The organism is Paenibacillus tepidiphilus (genome assembly GCF_008635795.1).
GTDB classification, from domain to species: Bacteria; Bacillota; Bacilli; order Paenibacillales; family Paenibacillaceae; genus Paenibacillus_AQ; species Paenibacillus_AQ tepidiphilus.
Window position 1 is genome coordinate 346577 of sequence record NZ_VWRQ01000001.1, and the last position, 19573, is coordinate 366149.

Consider the following 19573-nt stretch of genomic DNA (forward strand, 5'->3'; position numbering starts at 1 on the left):
ATTACCTTTCCGGAGTCTTGCTGATATTTTGGTGCAGCCGCGATCTGTGATACTATTTGAATTATGGATTATGTATAGTAGCAGAACGTATGCAGAAAGAGGGATACTATTGGCTGCAGAGAATACTGGCTCTGCGGCGGCACCGGAAGAGGCAGCCGCCCGGCAGGAGCAGGAAACGATTATTCAGGCGATCGCCAAGGAACTCGGCATCGGCCAGAAGCAGGTCCGGACTACAGTCGGACTGCTGGACGAGGGGAATACGATTCCTTTTATCGCGAGATACCGCAAGGAAATGACGGGGGAGCTGGATGAGAACGCGCTGCGCGATATCGAGGAGCGTCTTGGTTATCTGCGCAATCTCGGCGAGCGCAAGAAGGATGTGCTCCGCAGCATTGAAGAGCAGGGCAAGCTGACCGGCGAGCTGAAAGCAAGCATCCTGAAGGCGGTCAAGCTGCAGGAAGTTGAGGACTTATACCGTCCGTACCGCCAGAAGCGCAAGACACGGGCCAGCGTGGCCAAGGAGCGGGGGCTGGAGCCGCTGGCTGACTGGATCATGGAGCAGCGCCGCCAGGGCAGCCCGCAGGAGGAAGCGGCGAAGTATATCGACGCAGACAGGGGTGTGGAGACGGCGGACCAGGCGCTGCAGGGCGCGCTGGATATCATCGCCGAGAACATCGCCGATGATCCGGCCATCCGTTCCTGGGTACGCCAATACACGGCCAGCCAGGGTGTGCTGGTCTCCGAAGCCAAGGATGCGGAGCAGGAGAGCGTCTACGAGAACTATTACAGCTACCGCGAGCCGGTGCACAAGATGCCGCCGCACCGCATTCTGGCGATCAACCGCGGTGAGCGCGAGAGTGTGCTGAAGGTCGGTATAGAAGTTACAGTCGATAAAATTCATGCCTTTATCGCCCGGAAGGTGATCAAAGGGCCGTCCCCGGTGAAGGAGCTGCTGGAGTCGGTGATCGAGGACGCCTATAAGCGGCTGATTGCTCCGTCTGTGGAACGCGAGGTGCGCGGCGAAATGACGGAGAAGGGCGAGACGCAGGCGATTTCGATCTTCTCCGGCAATCTGCGCAGCCTGCTGCTGCAGCCGCCGGTCAAGGGAAGAAACGTGCTCGGCGTTGACCCCGCTTACCGTACCGGCTGCAAGCTGGCCGTGGTGGACGACACCGGCAAGCTGCTGGAGGTGGCGGTCACCTATCCGACGCCGCCGAACAACAAGAAGCGCGAGGCGGCGGCGAAGTTCAAGGAGCTGATTGCCAAATACGGCATCCAGCTCATCGTCATCGGCAACGGCACCGGCTCGCGGGAGACGGAGCAGTTCACCGCCGAGGTCATCGCCGAGATCGGCGACCCTGATCTGGCGTACCTGATTGTCAATGAAGCGGGCGCCAGCGTGTATTCGGCCTCCAAGCTGGCGCAGGAGGAGTTCCCGGATCTCGACGTGGCGGAGCGCAGCGCCGCGTCGATTGCCCGCCGCGTGCAGGACCCGCTCGCGGAGCTGGTCAAGATCGACCCGAAGGCGATCGGGGTCGGGCAATACCAGCATGATGTCTCGCAGAAGCATCTGGAGGAGAGCCTCAAGGCCGTGGTGGAATCGGCCGTCAACCATGTCGGCGTGGACGTGAACACGGCGTCCCCGTCGCTGCTCTCGTATGTGGCGGGCGTCAACGCGACCATCGCGAAGAACATCGTCAAGTTCCGCGAGGAGAACGGCAAGTTCACGACCCGCAAGCAGCTGCAGAAGGTACCGCGCCTGGGCGCCAAGTCCTACGAGCAGTGCATCGGCTTCCTGCGGATTCCCGGCGGGGAGAACACGCTGGACCGGACGCCGATCCATCCGGAATCGTATCCGGTAGTCGACCGCCTGTTCCGCGAGCTGGGGCTGGATGTGAAACGGCTGGGCGACAAGGCTGTTGCCGAGGAGCTCGCCGCCCAGAACGCGGAGGAGCTGGCGGTGAAGCTGGATGTCGGCGTGCCGACGCTGCGCGACATCCTTGAGAGTCTCCAGCGTCCCGGCCGCGATCCGCGCGAGGAGCTGCCGGCGCCGATCTTCCGCACGGATGTGCTGAAGATCGAGGATCTCGTTCCCGGCATGGAAATGCAGGGAACGGTCCGCAATGTCATCGATTTCGGCGCCTTCGTCGATATCGGCATCAAGAATGACGGGCTGGTGCATATCTCCCAGCTCTCGGGCAGCTTCGTGAAGCACCCGATGGACGTGGTGTCTGTTGGCGACAACGTCACAGTATGGGTGCTGGGCGTTGACCTGAAGAAGGGCCGCGTCAGCCTGACAATGGTCCCACCGCGCAGCGAAGCGGGGAGCGGAAAATAAAAGGGACGCAAGCCGGGATCAGCACCGGCAGGAGTTCGTATAGCCTCTGCCGGAGCTGATCCGGCAGAATGATTGAAAGCCCGCGCCGGGTGCATGACGGCGCGGGCTTTTTGCCGTGGCAGGGAGGATGACGGCTTGGCTGTCCAGATACGTAAGGAGGATTATCGGCCGTCACTGTCATTTTAATAAAGTAACCAATATATGAATTCTCTTGTATATTCTAGATACTTAGAGCCGGAGCGAAGTTACGCCGCGGGATTAAACATACCCTTAGAGTATAAGTATGGAGGAGTATATGAGCAGATTTAGGAGAGTCTCCCTGTATGTGTCCGGCCTGGTTTCGGTGATTCATTTGGTGGTTCTGTATCTGTTCTGGGGACGGATTCCGGAGCGGATACCGCTGCATATAGGCCTTAACGGGACCATCGACAACTACGGCCATAAGACGAATTTGCTTCATTTGGCGGTGGCTGGATGGGGAGTGGCCGTGCTGTTGTTTGCCTTACACTACAAAGCCCCGAGGTATACCGGTTATGATCCGGCCGGAAATAAGAAACTGGTCCTGGGTATTGCCTCTATTCTCATCCCGCTCTTCCTGCTGCTGTTCTCGTGCGGAATTATATTTCAGTATGCCCCATGAAAATCAATCCCCGTATAAAACAAATTTAACCGACTTCTCCATTACGATATGCGTGTGGCCATGTTACGATTTGGAAAAATAACAGCAAAGGTGGCAGGACATATTGGGCGAAGTCGAAATCCGGAATTACCGCCAGGAGGATTTGCCGGCGCTGGGCGGATTGTATGAAGAGGTAAAAGCAAGCGGCAACGTGATGTTCTGGTGGGTGGGCGAAGAGGGGAATTGGTCTAACGTATGGTGTGCATTTGAAGGGGAGCGGATGGTTGCCAAAGGCCAAGTGGGCGTGTTCAATATCATGCCTCCCGGACGCTCGCCGGAGGGTACGCATAAACTGTTCCTTAATCTCAAGACCTGGCCCGGCCGGGAAGGAGACCGGGGACTGCTGGACGCCCTGTACGAGCGGGTGCTGAAGTCGGCCCGGGAGCTGGCGGCAGAATTGCCGGCGGAATACCGCACCGTTCTGTGTGTAGGCAACTATGCCGGTGAGGAGCAGAATAACCGGTATTTCACGGACTGTCTGGGGTACCAGCCGCTGTATAATCTGTATACGCTGGAGTGTGATTTGACCCGGCCGCTTCCCGTGGCGGAGCTGGCTGCCGGTCTGGAACCAGTATATTGGAGCCTGGGCACGGAGGCTGACCGCGCGAGTTATCTTCAGCTGGAGTCCGAGGTCTGGCCGGAATCGGCACTGGGCGCAGAGCGGCTGGAAGAATACCGCGGGCATGCGCTGTTTACGGCCATTGTTGTACGGGAAGCCGGTGAAATTGCCGGCAGTGTGCTGGTATGGCGTGAAGATCAGAGCGGAATCATCGAGGATATATTCGTACGGGAGCCGTGGAGACGGCGCGGCATCGCCCGGGGGTTACTTGTACAAGCACTGCGCTATCTGAAGGATCATGGTCTGGAGAAGGCACAGCTGGTCATGCACACCGACAATGCTTCGGCGCAGGCCCTGTATCAATCACTGGGATTTCAAGCGGTGGGCGAAGAAGAAGTGCGTTTCTATACCAGGCTGAATTGAGCCGTCGCCGGCGGACAAGGCTGCTGTAAGCTTGCAGCGCTATCTGCTATAACCCGGTTTCATTGCCGGAAGGCTACCCTTTCTGCTTTTGAACATAATTCACACAAGCTCTGCGTGCCAGCGGCTGCAAGCGCCTACTTATCGGGTGCGGCAGCCGCTTTTTGCTGACTATATCCAGGGCTGTCGCAGGTTTGAAGGTCAACTGGCGTATTCTTTTTCGAAGATAGGGTAATCCTATACAGGCTAAAATCCACCTATTTACTGGTAAACACGTTGGTCAACTGCACAATGCATTTCGTCTGTTCATCAATATTTTTCATCCGCCGAAAGCGTTACAATGAAACCGTATTCAACAAGTGCTATAGGGGGTCGACATCATGGAAGGATTAACAATTGGCTGGTATGGAGCATTGGCGGGTCTGGCTTTAGCCATTATCCTTATACTGAAAAAACTGAATCCGGTTTATGCGCTGTTTCTGGGGGCGATTGTCGGGGCGCTGATCGGCGGCGCCAATCTGGAGCAGACGGTTAACGTTCTTGTAAGCGGTACCCAAAGTGTCATGGGCACGGTGCTGCGTGTACTGGCGGCCGGCGTACTGGCCGGTGTTATGATGGAATCGGGGGCTGCGGAGACCATCGCCCAGGCCATTGTCCGCAAATTCGGCGGCGGTAAAGCCATTCTGGCGCTGGCGCTGGCCACGATGATTATTACGGCGGTGGGCGTGTTCATTCCGGTGGCCGTGCTGATTGTCGCTCCAATCGCGCTGTCGGTCGGCAACAAGATGGGCATCTCCAAGCTGGCCCTGCTGCTGGCCCTGTCCGGCGGCGGCAAGGCGGGGAATATCATCTCGCCCAATCCCAATACGATTGCCGCAGCGCGCGGCTTCGATCTGGATCTGAGCCATGTGATGCTGGCCGGACTGGTTCCGGCGGTGTTCGGACTGATCGTAACAGTTATTGTCGCTTCGCTGCTGAAGAAGAAGGGCGTAATGGTCTCCGACCAGGAAGCGGTTAACGGGAATGCGGATACATCCAAGTATCCGCCGCTGGGCAAAGCCATCGTCGCTCCGCTCGTAGCGGTCGTGCTGCTCATGATCAATCCGATTGGCTCGCTGTCCGGTATCGACGCTCTGGCGAACTTCAAGGTGGATGCGCTTTACATCCTGCCGCTGGCCGGAATCATCGGAATGCTGGCCATGGGCCAAGGCAACAAGATTCTGCAGTATACCTCTTCCGGTCTGACCAAAATGACAGCTACCGTCCTGATCCTGATCGGTGCGGGCGGCATTGCCGGTCTGATTTCGGCATCCGACCTGTCCACGCAGGTGGTTAGTCTGATTGAAGCTTCCGGGATTTCCGGAACGTTCCTTGCACCGATCGCCGGTATTCTGATGGCCGCAGCTACAGCTTCTACGTCAACCGGTGTTATTCTGGCGACAGGCTCGTTCGGACAAGCCATCCTGGATATGGGCACTGCACCGCTGGCCGCAGCCGTAATGGTGCATACCGGGGCAACCGTCATTGACTCCCTGCCGCAAGGTAACTACTTCCACGTTACGGCGGACAGCATGAAGATGACGATCAAGCAACGTATGGGCCTGATTCCTTACGAGGCCATTGTCGGCGGAACGATGACGATTGTGGCAACGCTTGTATACGGCTTCCTGTTCTAATTCGATATCATATCAATCATATGGGGTGAGAGAAATGGGCAACAAGACATTTGTATTGGCACCGGATTCTTTCAAGGAGAGCATGACGGCGAAGGAAGTATGTGTAGCCATGGAACGGGGGCTGCGTAAAGTCTATCCGGAGGCCGAATATATCCATGTTCCGATGGCGGACGGCGGTGAAGGCACCGTACAGTCGCTGGTCGATGCTTCCGGAGGCCGGCTGGTGGAAGTACAGGTGACAGGCCCGCTCGGCATTCCCGTCTCCGCCAGCTACGGCATCCTTGGCGACGGGGAGACCGCGGCGATTGAAATGGCTTCCGCCAGCGGTATCCAGCTGGTCGATAAGGCGGACCGCAATCCGCTGATTACGACCACCTACGGCACCGGTGAGCTGATCCGGGCCGCCCTCGACCAGGGCATCCGCAAGATCATCATCGGCATCGGCGGCAGCGCGACCAACGACGGCGGCACCGGCATGGCCGAGGCGCTGGGCGTCCGCTTCCTGGACGAGGCCGGGGAACCGCTGCCGCGCGGCGGCGGCAGCCTGGACCGGCTGGCAACGGTGGATGTCTCCGCGCTGGATCCGCGCCTCTCCGGGACGCAGCTGATCGTAGCCTGCGATGTGACCAATCCGCTGTGCGGCGAGACCGGCGCTTCCCATGTGTTCGGCCCGCAGAAAGGGGCTACGCCGGAGCTGGTGAAGCAGCTGGACGCGAATCTCGCCCATTATGCAGAGGTGGTCAAGCAGCAGCTCGGCAAGGATGTCCGCGATCTGCCGGGCGCCGGTGCAGCCGGCGGGCTGGGTGCGGGTCTGATGATCTTCACACAGGCCGAGCTGCGCAAGGGCATCGAAATTGTCATTGAATACACCGGTCTGAAGCAGAAAATGGCGGACGCGGATCTGGTATTCACCGGCGAGGGCGGCATCGACTTCCAGACCAAGTTCGGCAAGACGCCGTTCGGGGTCGCCCGCACCGCCAAAGCCAGCGGCAAGCGGGTCATCGCCGTGGCCGGTTACATCGGCGAAGGGATCGAGACCTTGTATGGCGAAGGCATCGATGCGGTATTCGGCATCGTTCCCGGCGCTTCCGCCCTCGACAAGCTGCTGGCCGAAGGCCCGGCCAATGTGGAGCGGACGCTGGAGAATATCGGCAGAGTGCTGAAGCTGGGCGAATAGAAAGATCTGCAATTGAAATTTGTGCGAAGGGGCGTCCCGGAGGCCGTGAGAATGGCTGCAGGGATCGCCCTATTTGCTAGTTGGTGATTAATCATGCGGTCGCGCTTTTTCTTTACTAGTCTCCAATTCAAATAGATCGATTTTCGCACACTAATTTTCATGTTTTTGTGGATTTTTGCAATCTTGTTGGATTATCGCCACTTAATCAGGATCTTATTGGTATGATGGATAATTTTCAACCATTTTAAGTGGTTAATTTCCAATTAGATTGGTGAAAAGCTCCAGATTGGTGAAATTAAGTAGCGATTTTCCAACTATTCAGGTTGACCAAAAGAAGAATTATACAAACCTCATGACAAAACCACATGTTACATTTCAAAAATTTCAGCTTGTTCAGTTAGGTCTCGGTAACAAGCTTGCGGTGGTGTGTTCGGTTTAGCTATACATCGCCAGGAGCTCGTACGTCAGCTCGAACAGCTGCAGAATATTGCGCGGGTCTTTGCCGGTTATGCTCTCGATCCGTTTCAGGCGGTATTGCAGCGTGTTGCGGTGAATATTCAGGGCATCCGCCGTATGGGAAACGCTGCAGTTATGGTTAATAAAGCTTTGCAGCGTCTCCAGGAGATCGAAGGTATCCTCCAGTCTGGCGGCATTGTTCGGTTCATCGGTCAGTCCCGCCTGGCTCAGCCGCACCAGAAATTCAGTGTCTGCATAGCGGATGGACGGTGCAGCCGGCTTCAGCGCCTCAAGAATACCCATAGCCGATTTGGCTTGGGTATAGCTTGCGGCAATGCTTGCTTCCTCCAGACCGGCGGCGAGCCGGACCGTGGGGCCGCTGCCGAGAATCTGGGCGGTCAGCTTGTCGCACTCCGCCGGGTTCTGTACCAGGACCAGCCAGACTCCTTCCTCCAGCTGGAAGGAGGGCTGCCGCAGCGCCAGCTTGGCCTCTTCTTCATCCGGCTGCCAATGCTTGATGTACAGCACGGTTGTTCTCAGATGGAGGTCGATATGATAAGCAGCAGCGGCCTCCTTCTTCTGCTTCTGCGTGTATGCACCCTGATGGGACAGCAGCTGCTCGAGGAAGGCTTTCTTGCGGCTCGCCGCATTGGCTAGATCCTCCAGGGCGTTCTTCTGCTCAATCAGCAGCGCGACGGTGGTCCGCACAATATTGCAGAACGGGCGAACCTCATCGGGATTGCCGGTAATGCCGATTACGCCGACCCGGGTATCGCCAATGACAATGGGCTCGTTGGTGCCTTTCCGCTCATACCGGCCGTCCTCCCACACCTCGACCATGGTCCCGGTGGCCAGAGCCTTGACGGCCCCGCGGTGGACGGTACCGACCCGCTCTCTGGTGCCGCTGCCGACGATAATGCCTTGATGGTTCATGATGTTGATATTATAGGGGATGTCCATCATCATTTTATCGACAATTTCCTGAGCCTGCTTCTCGGATAGCTGAAACAAAGGGAACACGCTCCTTCTCGGGGTTACAGATTGTGCATATGAACAAAGTATATTTCATTTGCCGGTAGGATGAAAGCATAGGGGCGGCTGTGTGCGGTTGTTTGGATTATGATGTCCAGAATATGTGCTTATTTGGGGGGATGGCGAAAATAAGCGTTATAGGGTCCGTTGGCCTAAATTTGCGCCCATTGAAACTTTATCCAGCCCGGAGCCGTCAGAGGATTATGGACCAGACTGAGGAGGGATACAATGCGAAATCGTATGGCAGTACACCTAGCGTTGGCGGGAGGCCTATTGCTTCTTGCCGGCTGCGCGGCCGCAGGCGAAAAAGGCTCCGCTCCGGCTGAAACGCCGGTGCAGACGGGGGGGCAGCTAACGGCTGCACCATCCGCCAGCCCGGCGGCGACTTCGTCGCAGGCTTCCGCCACAGCGGCGGCCACAGTCAGCCAGGCCGGCGCGACAGCTCCTGCCGGAACAGCGGCACCTGAAGTGCCGGACGAGGGGCAGCCGCCGACTGCGCTGGAAGCGGCGAAGACGGTGCTGCGGGCGCTGAGCCGCGGCGATATGGAAACGGTGGCGGCCTGGGCTCACCCGGACCGGGGAGTACGCTTCTCCCCTTACGCCTATGTCGATGTGCAGAGGGATATTGTGCTCACACGGGATGAGCTGGGCAGCGCAATGGACGATAATACCAAACGGGTATGGCGGGAGTTCGCCGGGTCCGGTGAGCTGATCGAGCTGACCTTTGCTGATTATTATAAGAAATTTGTGTATGACGCCGATTTCTTCAGCGATGCGGAGATTGCCCTTAACCAGGGACTCGGGCAGGGAACGACGGTGAATAATATCAATGAGGTCTATCCGGCGGAGACCCATGACTTCGTAGAATACCACATCGACGGCATTGATCCTGCGGTAGAAGGCATGGATTGGCGCAGTCTGCGGCTGGTGTTCGAGAAGATGGACGGGGACCATGCGCTCGTCGGCATTGTGCATGACCAGTGGACGCCGTAGCCTTGCTATGACACAAGAATGCGATACCCGCGTTCACCGCAAAGGAGGAGGCTACACCGATATCCGGTGCAGCCTCCTTTTGGCATGCATGATTAGGGACTCCAAGCGACGTTCCTGCTCCTTTAGCCGGTGGACAGATTATTCCGTGATAATCAGATTCGTGCGTTTGGTCCGGAACGAGTGCAGCCAGTTCTTGTTGAGGCCATTAAAGATCTTTTTTACTGGCACAGACAAATTAACTGAAGCTCTATTTAGCCAAAAGTACTGAATAGGGTAGCATTCGAGGACACTATTCAATATCGTAGTGAGACCTTTAACTATTAAAAGAAAACAGTTTAACCTGTTTTTTTTAGAGATGTCTTAATGATAGGTGTATTCGACAAACAATGTGGCTCTAAAAATTATAATATAATACATAAAACGACATTTATAACATGGATGTGAAATGTAAAATAGGAATAAAATATCATTTAAAATATATTATGGATGAGTATACTTGAGAAACGGCGCTGGGGTTTAACTTGAGTTACAAAAGATGAGAAGGAGACTAATACATGAAGAAAACTGTATCATTAATTGCTGGATCTTTAATATTACTCACGGTTCTTCCCTCAAGTATTTTTGCGTACACTTATTCAGATAATGGTAAACCTTTTCCGGATATGAATTTCACTTATTATTCAACTTTATCTGCAAATTATAGCGGCCCAGCCTCTGCAGCTATGACCGACTGGTCAAGAGCGGTTGGTGCGACTTATACCGCATCAAACTCAACTTCTAAAGAAATTCACTTTTCAGATAATGATTATGGTGCTACTGGGTGGAATGCTACAACGGATCACCACCATGTCCAGTTTAGTAGTTACGATTACTTAGATGAAGTGAGAGCAAATCGTCACTATATGGGGAGCATGAGTGCTGTAGATCGCGAAGGTGTTTTTGGTCATGAACTGGGCCATGTTTTTGGTTTAGGTCACACCACTGATCCATGGACTCTGATGTGCAATTCTCTTAACGGAAGAGTCGTTGTTACCCCACAACTTGACGATATTCAAGGTGTTGAATCACTTTACTAAACGGAGGGCACTATGAAAAATCAAAAAAACAAAATCTTCGGTTCTATTATTGCAGTAGTATTACTAATTGGAATCGTATTCATTATTAATGATAATAGGAAGGCTTCCCATGTACACTCTAGTGCAAATGAACTAAGACAAAACAATCAAATCTTAGTAAATGACACAACCAATGAACCGTCTTCACATACTAACGATATTATACGTTATCATGGAGACTTAGCAAATAATTATAATACAGTCACTGAACTTACCTACGATTCAGAAGCTATTTATAAAGTGGAGGTTATTAATTCAAAATCTTTTGAGTATGAGGGAGTAGTATTCACGGTTTCGACGGCAAATGTTGTAGAAAACTATAAAGGTGACGTTATAAGCTCTTTCGTAAACATCCTGGAAACAGGTGGAAACTATAATAATACGGAATATGTATTTGAAGATTCGAGTGTTTTAAAAAGTGGTGATAAGGCCGTAGTTTACCTTAAAAAATATGAAGGCCCAATTCCTGAAGCGCAAGGTGCCTTCGTAATCTCGGGAGTCTATCAAGGGAAATTTAACATTGATGAAGCGAGTGGTGATTTACTAGTACCTGCAGCTGTCGAACAACAAGAATTGACTGAAGTTCGATCGCTTATTGATTTGAACTTAGAATAATTAAATATTCCTTTTGTGATAGAACGTCTAGGATTTTCTTTAGACGTTCTATCACATTTTATAGAAAATGGTGGGGGTGATAAATATGAACTTAAAAAGATTCTTTATTGTTTTGTTATTTCTAACTTTTTTCGTTGTCGCTTGTTCTAAGTCGTTGAAGTCCGATGAAGCAGCAGAAAAAGGATACGTAGTTTTTAGTAATGATGGGGTAATGAATTATGAGAAGTTCGAGCTGTTTATTGATAAAGTAGATAATGATGAAAATGCACGTGTTAAAATAGTGAATTATACGGATGAGGGAGATCCCATATTCCATACTCTTGAATATACTAGTGAGCAGAATACGATTTCCTATACGTTTGACAGCAGTGAGGATGAGTTTGGTGAAAGAAAAAAGGTAAACACTCAGTGTAAGTATATAATCGAAAACGAAGCTATCTTTACTTTAAGTGACTGTGAAGATGAGCTGATAGGGAATCATTTTTATGTTAAACAACAGAGGTAATAAAACCAGTCTCTCATTCTTAGCTGATGATAACGGTGAAGCCGGCGACTTCACGGAGGGCAAAGAACAGACGGGGAGTTGGCGGAATGACTGCTCTATTCATTGCCTGTGTAACGCGGTAGCAGCTTTTCTTTGCGGCAAGTTATACAGTCTCCCCCGCTAAACGGACTGTATTAACATTAATCGGGGGGGAAGCGGTGGCAGAACATAGTACAGGCCGTATTTCCCGATTGTCGGAAATACGGCCTGTTTGTTGTTGCCAATGGGGCTTTGGGTCACTACGTCCGTTGATCCTGTGCAAGCGTCCGTGAGTGCTATCCATCCGCAAGACGCCAGCCTGATCTCGGATTCCAGGGCCCGCCCCGGTCCGGAATTCTGGTTACTTACTTCGTCGGGTTAGCCGGCAAGGTTCTTGAGCTTGCATTTTCATTCGGGCTCGTCAGGCTCTTCACTGTCGCCGTATAGCCATCCGGCAGATACGTTACCGCAGAAGCGCTGGAGATCACCTGCGGATACATGCCGCCTGGAGCGGGCTTCGTTACGCGGTAGTAAATAACAGCTGACTTGTCCTTGAATTCAATCTTGTCAATCTTCAGGCCATAGCCCGGATTCGGCAGATTGTTAACGGTGACGGTGGCTTTGTTGACGCCTTCGCCCGCTTTCTCCAAATTCACGGTTGCGTCATATTCATAGGACGGGGTTTCATTTCCGTTGTCCGTGCCAATTACCTCCTTGGCGAATTTCGCCGCATCATGGAGCCATTCCGCCGCTTCGGCGCGGGTAACTGCATCGGTCGGACGGAAGGTGCCGTTCTTTTCCAGAGTGACAATCTTCGTATTAATCAGGATTTGCAGGCTGTTCATTTCCGCGTTCGACAGCTTGCTGCCGTCAGTTACCATTGCATACATCAGAGTAACCGGGAAGTTACCCTTGCTCTGCAGGGCCTGGGTCAGCAGATGTGCGAACTGGGCGCGTGTCATCACCCCGTTCGGGTCCACAGTCTTGTCCAGAGTCAGCCCGCTTTCCTTGGCTGCAACAAAGGCGGATGCATACCATGCTTTATCCTTGACCTTGTCGAAGTAGTCGCTGGCTTTGGCAGTGCTGCCGGCCTCAGGCGACAGCTTCAGGCCGTTGACAATAAACAGTACGCCCTGCGCGTAGGTCACCTTGGATTTCGGGGCGAACTTGTCGCTGGATACACCGTTTACGATGCCCTGCTTATGCAGGGACTCAATTTTGGCTTCGGCCGAATGGCCCTTCAGATCGGAAAATGCAAACGCCGATGTACCGAAAGATACGCTGGCTGCCAGAATGCTGCACGCTATCATCATTTTTTTAGCGGACATCTGGTAGGATGGTTTTCTCATTGTGCCTCACCTCTTGTATCCTTAGATGATGGAAGACGGCAAAATGTTGCAGGACGGAGACAAAAATCGAAAATTTATGTGACTAACCGCGCAGCAGCAACTCAGCCCCATCCACAAAAATCTCCGTCCCCGTCACATGGAACGATTCGTCCGAAGCCAGAAACAGCACCAGATTGGCCACCTGCTCCGGCTTGCCGGGCGCCTGCTCCAGCGGATGGCCGCCGTCCGGGAATTCCACTGGAATCTTGACTTCCTCCACATCTTCGCTCTTGTACGTATTATCGCCAATTTTGGTGTCGATTGATCCGGGACAACTTCAGTAACTAATACCCGCTGCACCCGGGGTGAACCAGTATTATATTGCGGCCGGTGATTGAACGGAAGGCTGCTTTGGCTGTACACTTAGGAATGATAGCGCTATATCATATTGAACGCTTAGGACAGAGGAGAACATAGATGGCTATGCAGCAGAGAACAGAGCGGATTAACGTCGGGATCTTCGCCCATGTCGATGCCGGGAAGACAACGACAACAGAGCATATTCTATATGAAAGCGGACGGACGCGGGCGCTGGGGAGCGTTGACGCCGGGACGGCGGTGACGGATTCGCTGGAAGTGGAACGTCAGCGGGGGATCTCGGTCCGTGCGGCACTGGCTTCCTTCAGCTGGAAGGGCGTGCAGGTCAATCTGGTCGATACGCCGGGACATGTCGATTTCCTGTCCGAGGTAGAGCGGAGTCTGCGGGTCATGGACTGTGCGGTGCTGGTTCTGTCGGCGGTCGAGGGTGTGCAGGCACAGAGTGAGATGATCTGGAATGCGCTGCGCAAGCTGGGGATTCCCACCCTGATCTTCGTCAACAAGATGGACCGGACCGGGGCGAACCCGCAGGCTGTGCTCAAGCAGGTGCGGACCTATCTGTCCGACGCTATTATTCCGGTGCAGCGGCCGCTGGGAAGTGAACAATCCTATACAGGGGCGGCAGATCTGTGGAGTGAACCCGGGGATTCGGCAGAGCGGACCGGGCTGCTGGAGACACTGGCCGAGCGGGATGAGCGGCTGCTCGATCTGTACATGTCCGGCGAGCCTGCGGAGCTTGCCGTCTGGAAGTCGCACCTGCAGGCGGAGACGGCTGCAGGGCGGCTGTATCCGCTGGTATACGGAGCGGCTGCCAAAGGATTGGGCATCCGGGAACTCCTTGATGCGATGATCGACTACCTGCCCCGGGCGGGGGGAGATCCGGAGCAGCCGGTGTCCGGGATCGTGTATAACATTCAGCGCGACAAAAGCATGGGACGCATGGCGTATGTCCGCCTGTATGAAGGCACCATCCGCAACCGCGATGCGGTGAGGATTCATACGCAGGATGTGCAGGCCAAGGTGACGCAGATCCGCAAGGTGGAGGGCGGCAAGGCCGAGGATGTCGGCGAGCTGGCCGCCGGCGATATCGCCGTCCTGTACGGGCTCGCCGGCGTGCGTATCGGCGATGTACTGGGCAGCCCGGATGCGATCCCGCAGGAGGCGAAGCTGGCCGTGCCGCTCCTGACGGTGCGCGTCTTCTGGCCGGCGGACACCGACGACCAGAAGGTGATAGCCGCGCTGCAGGAGCTGGCGGACGAAGATCCGCTGCTGGACGCGCAGTGGCTGCCGGATGAGCGGGAGCTGCACATCAAGGTGATGGGGCCGATCCAGCTGGAAGTCCTGGGCAGCGTGCTGGCGGAACGCTACGGCCTGAAGGTCACCTTCGGCCAGCCGTCGGTGATCTATCAAGAGACGCCCGCGCAGGCGGGCGAGGGCTACGTCGCTTATCTGATGCCGAAGCCGTGCTGGGCGATCCTGCGCTTCAAGATCGAGCCGCTGCCCCGGGGGAGCGGGCTCGTCTATGAGTCGGTCGTGCGCAGCTCCGACCTCCTGCCGCAGTACCAGAGCGAGACGGCGCGCCGCGTGCCGGAGGCGCTGCAGCAGGGCCTGCGCGGCTGGGAGGTCACCGACCTGAAGGTGACGCTGGTGGAGGGCAACCACCATGTGTGGCACACCCATCCGCTCGACTTCGCCGTCGCCACGCCGATGGGCCTTATGGACGGGCTGGCCCGCACCGGCACGAAGCTGCTGGAGCCGGTGCTCGCCGTACGCATCGTCGTGCCGGAGGAGAACGGCGGCCGCGTGATGAACGACCTCGTGCAGATGCGCGGCAGCTTCGAGCCGCCCGTGCTGCAGGGCGGGCGGATGGTCATCGAGGGACGGCTGCCGCTGGCGACGTCGCTCGATTACCCCGTGACGTTAAGCTCCTTCACCAAGGGGCGGAGTACGTTCACCTCGTTCTTCGCGGGCTATGAGGAATGCCCGCCGGATGTCAGCGCCGAGCGCACCCGCCGGGGCGTGAACCCCCTTGACCAGGCCAAATATATCCTAAGCGTGCGCAATGCGCTGCAGGGGTAGCAGTCGTATGGGGGACCGGACCTGCCCGCTTAGTTCCCAGACAATGTGAACTCCATATTGAATTTCCGGAACGCAGTTTCAGCACAAACCGTTGCTGGGACTGTGTTTTTCTTTGTATTTTGCTTAAATAATGCTTTAACGCTGTGAAAGATTAAAAAGTAAAATATTGACATGTTAAGTATTGGAAATGCATAATTTGATTATATCGGTTATGAAACCTTTTTTCTCTATTTTATATCGCTTGGAGAGGGGATATATCATTGTTTGAAATCATGAGTTATTACCTGGACAACGGGATTAGAGTGATGCTGCACCGGGAACCGCGGATCAAGGTCGTGAGTGTCGGTCTTGTTGTTAACCAGGGCAGCATGAACGAGAGTGATGACAATAATGGTATTTCCCATTTTATAGAGCATATGCTGATCAGCAATAACGACGAGAACCCGAAGATCAATAAGTATTACAATGATTTGCTGCTGTACGGGGCCTCCTACAATGCCAGAACGGATAAATCGAGCACAGCTTTTTACATAAACGGATTAGCTACAGGATTGGAAACCTACCTGAATTTGCTGAAGGAAATCGTCTTCAACAACACCAGATTCACCAATGAGATTCTGGAGAATGAGAAGAACATTGTAGAAAGAGAATTGGTATCCTATTACTCATCCTTTAATCAAATATCGGACAGGGCCGTTCAGTCTCTGTATGGCGAGAGCGGTATAGGCCGTATCGTAGTTGGAAAGAAAGAATGTGTAAGAGGCTTTGAAATGGATGAAATTGTGGAGAAGATTAACAATGTCTATACACCGGAGAATTCGGCAATCGCGATCTTCGGCGATATTGATTATTCCAAGGTCTCCAAGCTGATCGAGGAATGCTTCGGTGATCTGAAGGATGTGCCTACGAAGCAATACTTCGAGCCCGTGCAGAAATCAGCCAGCATTTATTTCAATCCCAACTACCAGGGGGAGAACGCGGTTGTCTCCGTCTGCTTCCGCAAGATCACCAACGAGAATTATGACCTGGTATCCAATGTGCTGGAGTTAATGCTGTATGCGCTGTGTAATCCGTCGCTTAGCAAGAGAATGGGCTATGTCCTCCGGAAGGAAACGGGGTTATCCTACAATCTGGGCGGATTCAGCAGCATTATCAAGCAGTTCATGGCCTTTGGCGTAACCTCGGTCTTCAAATCGGAGAATTCAGAGCAGGTCGTGGAGATCATTCTGGAGAGCCTCAATGAGATGAGGGAGCAGGGTTTTACCGAGGAAGAGCTGTTAAAGGTCAAGAAGAATGTAATCACGGAGAAGCTCTATATGAAGAATGACCTGAAAAAGCAATCCGACCAGTTGCTGAAGATGGCGACCAGCCAATATGCATACTCGCCCGACAATGAGATCCGCATCATTGAACAGATTACGCTGGAGGACATCAATCTCAAGATCAAGGATTTTATCAATTCGGATAACATCGGCCTTGCGTGCATCGGAAAATGTGACATAGACAAAGTTGTGAATAGATTCACTCTCTAATAACGAAAGGGGATTATTCTGTGGAGAAGACACTGAAGGTAAGTCTGGGTGAGTATGTCAACGACTGCAATAGTGAGCGGCTCGACAGCGGTACGCTGACATCGATAATTTCCTTTATTTACGGTGATAAAAAAACGATCGAACAGATTGCCAAATCGTTAAAAGTCCACAAAATCCAGATTCTGCATTACGTAGACTATTTGGTCCAAACCGGGGTTCTGGGCTTTACGGAAGAAGACAACATGGGAATGAACGAGAAGTATTTCTTCGTCCAGAATGAAAGCACCCATGCGGACATCAAGATTCAAGAGACCGAAACACAGCTGTTCTACGCCAAGAAGCTGGCGGGTGCACTGGAGGATATCGTCGTCTCCCTTAAAGGCGAGGATTTGAACTACATTACACTGACTACCGTGGAGTTATCGCATGCCGACGCTGAGGCTGTAATTCAGGAAGCCAAAGTGCTGCATGAATTAATAGAGAAGCTGGAAACCAACTGTAAGGACGCGGAGGCGGAGGACAAACAGAAATACACCCTGATCACAGCCTTCTCTCCCACTAAAGAGTAAGAGGATTATCCCATCGTTATCAACGCTCCCAAGTGTGAAAATAGCAAACAACTACATTTTAGGAGGTTTTACAATGGCTGAGGAAAGCAAGAAACTCACGCTCAAGCGCAATGATGTGCAGATCGTCGACGGCAAGGTCATTTTGAACAACACCGATTTGGCCCATGTTTTTGAAGAAGAAAGCTTCCTGGTAGATTCAACCGAAGGGCAGGAAGGGATTAGCTTAACCATCAGCAAGACCTAATACATTCCAATACATTCGGGTGATGTAAAGCGTTGATATGCAAGGTGTTTGCTATTTTTCACATGCTTTAACGGGAGGCTTTACTATTATGGATATACTTTTAGTCAATGGCGTTGATTTTCTGTATACCAATATCGTAACCCAGCTTGGCCTGCTTTCATTAAAAAATGTGTTATCCGGAAAATATGCGGTGGACATTGTTAATTTTGATTATCTGCACCATTCCGGTGAGCTTCCGTTTAAGGATACGGTGGAAGAGAATATCGAGCTGTTCGTAGATTACCTCTTAAGGCTGAACCCGAAGGTCGTGGGTTTCTATACCATATGCAACTCTTATGCGATTACGCTAACTCTGGCAAGAAGAATCAAAGAGAGCAACAGGGACATACAGATTGTGTTTGGCGGTCCGCAGGCAACGTTAACGGCCGAAGATACGCTATCCTACTTTCCCTTTGTCGATGTCGTGGCGCTGGGGGAAAGTGAGCTCTTTATCGAAGAGCTGATGGATGCACTGGTGAACAACAAGGAGCTGGCTGCTGTCCCGAGCATTGCCTACAGAGAAGACGGGGTGTTTGTACGGAAGGAAATGTGTCCGCTCATCCCCGGAGATCAGTTAGGCAGCTATACTGTGTTCAATTATGATTCCGAGGAATTCGAGGAGTTTCCAAGGTTCTTTCTGGAGGCCGGCCGCGGCTGTCCTTTCGGCTGCACCTTCTGCTCGACCAGTGTCTTCTGGGGCCGGAAATTCAGAATCAAGCCGGTTGGCGTGCTGATCGATGAAATGAAGATATTTTATGAAAAATATGATGTGAAGCTGTTTGGGCTTACACACGATATGCTGACCGTGAACCGGAAATATATTCACGAATTCTGCAACCGGCTCATCGCCGAGGATTTACCGTTTCATTGGTCATGCTCCTCCAGAATTGATATTCTCGACGATGAGACGATCAGGCTGATGTGGGAAGCCAAATGCACCGATATTTATATCGGCATTGAGACAGGCTCCCAGCACATGCAGCAGAATGTGAAGAAGAATATCAATATCGACAAGGCGCGCAGCACCATCCTCAAGCTGAAGGAAACGGGCTTCTCGCTTACCGTCTCGTTTATCTATGGCTTCCCCGATGAGACGGCCCGGGATTTGCATGAGACGCTCTCCATGATGGAATTTCTGTACAAACATGATATCCGCAGAGTACAGCTCCATCTGTACATGCCGCTGCCCAGCACAATTGAAACGGACAAAATCAAAGAACAGCTGTATTTCGATGAAACCGACGTGGACTTATCCATTTATAATGCGAAGATATTCAATCATGAATTAAATGATATGGTCCGTAAATATCCCAGCGTGTTCTTGCAGTTCTACACGTTTGAGTCGGATGTCAGAAACCGGTATAAGCGGCTGGATCTGCTGATCAGCTTAATTTCAACCGTGATGAGCTATTACAGCTCCTGTATTAATTATTTGATTCAGAAATACGGCTTGGCCCGGCTCTATGACAGGTATCGTCCGCAAATTAACGACTGCCACAACCGGATTAACGAGATGCCGATTGATGTGAGATTTGATTATGAATCGCTGATTCCCGTCTATTTTGGTTTGGCGGATACGATGTTCCGGGATGAAATCGCCGGAAGTCCTTCATTATATTTTGAGCAGGTGTACCGGTGTGAGGACCTTCTGTACCGTTACTTTACGGACAAAACACAGGAGGATGTTGTATACAAATTCGATATCGACATTATCCAGGCCAGACGCAGCGGCGTCTGCATAGAGAAAGAGAGCTTTATTAAATTCTCCAGACAGAACGATAAGATCAAGGTATCCAGTCTGAAGCTGGAATTGGTTTAGCC

General features: G+C 52.8%; 16 protein-coding genes and 1 pseudogene. 14 read left to right on the forward strand and 3 right to left on the reverse strand.

From position 1 onward, the window contains the following. The first annotated feature begins 70 nt into the window (after positions 1 to 70). From F1379_RS01550 to F1379_RS01570, 5 genes are all read left to right on the forward strand, one after another. Complete coding sequence (locus F1379_RS01550) at positions 71 to 2338, forward strand: Tex family protein (RefSeq protein ID WP_420850466.1); 2268 nt, start codon at positions 71 to 73, stop codon at positions 2336 to 2338. Between the two features lie 295 nt (positions 2339 to 2633). Further along, on the forward strand, positions 2634 to 2978 hold the full coding sequence (locus tag F1379_RS01555) for a DUF1648 domain-containing protein (protein ID WP_162551051.1): 345 nt from the start codon (positions 2634 to 2636) through the stop codon (positions 2976 to 2978). A 103-nt stretch (positions 2979 to 3081) separates the two neighbouring features. Then, the gene (locus F1379_RS01560; RefSeq protein WP_150265593.1) at positions 3082 to 3999 is read left to right on the forward strand and encodes a GNAT family N-acetyltransferase; all 918 of its coding nucleotides are present in this window, start codon (positions 3082 to 3084) and stop codon (positions 3997 to 3999) included. Positions 4000 to 4376: 377 nt separating this feature from the next. After that, positions 4377 to 5672, forward strand: coding sequence for a GntP family permease (locus F1379_RS01565; RefSeq protein WP_150265595.1), 1296 nt, complete (start codon positions 4377 to 4379; stop codon positions 5670 to 5672). Positions 5673 to 5706: 34 nt separating this feature from the next. Further along, complete coding sequence (locus tag F1379_RS01570) at positions 5707 to 6849, forward strand: glycerate kinase (protein WP_150265597.1); 1143 nt, start codon at positions 5707 to 5709, stop codon at positions 6847 to 6849. Positions 6850 to 7284: 435 nt separating this feature from the next. Here F1379_RS01570 and F1379_RS01575 read toward each other — a convergent pair whose 3' ends face one another. Then, positions 7285 to 8316: a CdaR family transcriptional regulator gene (locus F1379_RS01575; protein ID WP_150265599.1), complete on the reverse strand. Its 1032-nt coding sequence runs from the start codon at positions 8314 to 8316 to the stop codon at positions 7285 to 7287. 249 nt (positions 8317 to 8565) lie between these two features. Here F1379_RS01575 and F1379_RS01580 point away from each other — a divergent pair, with 249 nt between their 5' ends. The 4 genes from F1379_RS01580 (at position 8566) to F1379_RS01595 (ending at position 11565) form a co-directional block, all read left to right on the forward strand. After that, entirely contained in the window at positions 8566 to 9330 is a 765-nt protein-coding gene (locus F1379_RS01580) for a hypothetical protein (protein WP_203457004.1), read from the forward strand. Between the two features lie 554 nt (positions 9331 to 9884). Then, positions 9885 to 10406 (forward strand): matrixin family metalloprotease, encoded by a 522-nt coding sequence (locus F1379_RS01585; protein ID WP_150265601.1) that lies wholly within the window; start codon positions 9885 to 9887, stop codon positions 10404 to 10406. A 12-nt stretch (positions 10407 to 10418) separates the two neighbouring features. Beyond that, positions 10419 to 11060 (forward strand): hypothetical protein, encoded by a 642-nt coding sequence (locus tag F1379_RS01590; protein ID WP_150265603.1) that lies wholly within the window; start codon positions 10419 to 10421, stop codon positions 11058 to 11060. An 85-nt stretch (positions 11061 to 11145) separates the two neighbouring features. Beyond that, positions 11146 to 11565 carry a DUF4362 domain-containing protein gene (locus tag F1379_RS01595; protein ID WP_162551052.1) on the forward strand — a complete coding sequence of 140 codons (420 nt, stop codon included), beginning with the start codon at positions 11146 to 11148 and terminating at the stop codon, positions 11563 to 11565. A 383-nt stretch (positions 11566 to 11948) separates the two neighbouring features. On the opposite strand, the gene F1379_RS01600 is transcribed toward F1379_RS01595, so the two are convergent. Both F1379_RS01600 and F1379_RS01605 read right to left on the reverse strand, forming a co-directional pair. After that, entirely contained in the window at positions 11949 to 12932 is a 984-nt protein-coding gene (locus F1379_RS01600; RefSeq protein ID WP_150265608.1) for an S-layer homology domain-containing protein, read from the reverse strand. 82 nt (positions 12933 to 13014) lie between these two features. Continuing rightward, a pseudogene (locus tag F1379_RS01605) lies at positions 13015 to 13245 on the reverse strand (SDR family oxidoreductase); the annotation flags it as partial. Positions 13246 to 13388: 143 nt separating this feature from the next. Between F1379_RS01605 and F1379_RS01610 the strand changes: the two are divergent. The 5 genes from F1379_RS01610 (at position 13389) to F1379_RS01625 (ending at position 19571) form a co-directional block, all read left to right on the forward strand. Continuing rightward, positions 13389 to 15368, forward strand: a complete 1980-nt coding sequence (locus F1379_RS01610; RefSeq protein ID WP_150265609.1) for a GTP-binding protein — start codon at positions 13389 to 13391, stop codon at positions 15366 to 15368. A gap of 260 nt (positions 15369 to 15628) precedes the next feature. After that, positions 15629 to 16900: a M16 family metallopeptidase gene (locus tag F1379_RS01615; protein WP_150265611.1), complete on the forward strand. Its 1272-nt coding sequence runs from the start codon at positions 15629 to 15631 to the stop codon at positions 16898 to 16900. A gap of 20 nt (positions 16901 to 16920) precedes the next feature. Continuing rightward, entirely contained in the window at positions 16921 to 17469 is a 549-nt protein-coding gene (locus tag F1379_RS01620) for a hypothetical protein (RefSeq protein ID WP_150265613.1), read from the forward strand. 73 nt (positions 17470 to 17542) lie between these two features. Beyond that, the gene (locus F1379_RS29670) at positions 17543 to 17713 is read left to right on the forward strand and encodes a hypothetical protein (protein WP_162551053.1); all 171 of its coding nucleotides are present in this window, start codon (positions 17543 to 17545) and stop codon (positions 17711 to 17713) included. 88 nt (positions 17714 to 17801) lie between these two features. Beyond that, positions 17802 to 19571, forward strand: a complete 1770-nt coding sequence (locus F1379_RS01625) for a B12-binding domain-containing radical SAM protein (protein ID WP_162551054.1) — start codon at positions 17802 to 17804, stop codon at positions 19569 to 19571. Positions 19572 to 19573: the final 2 nt, after the last annotated feature.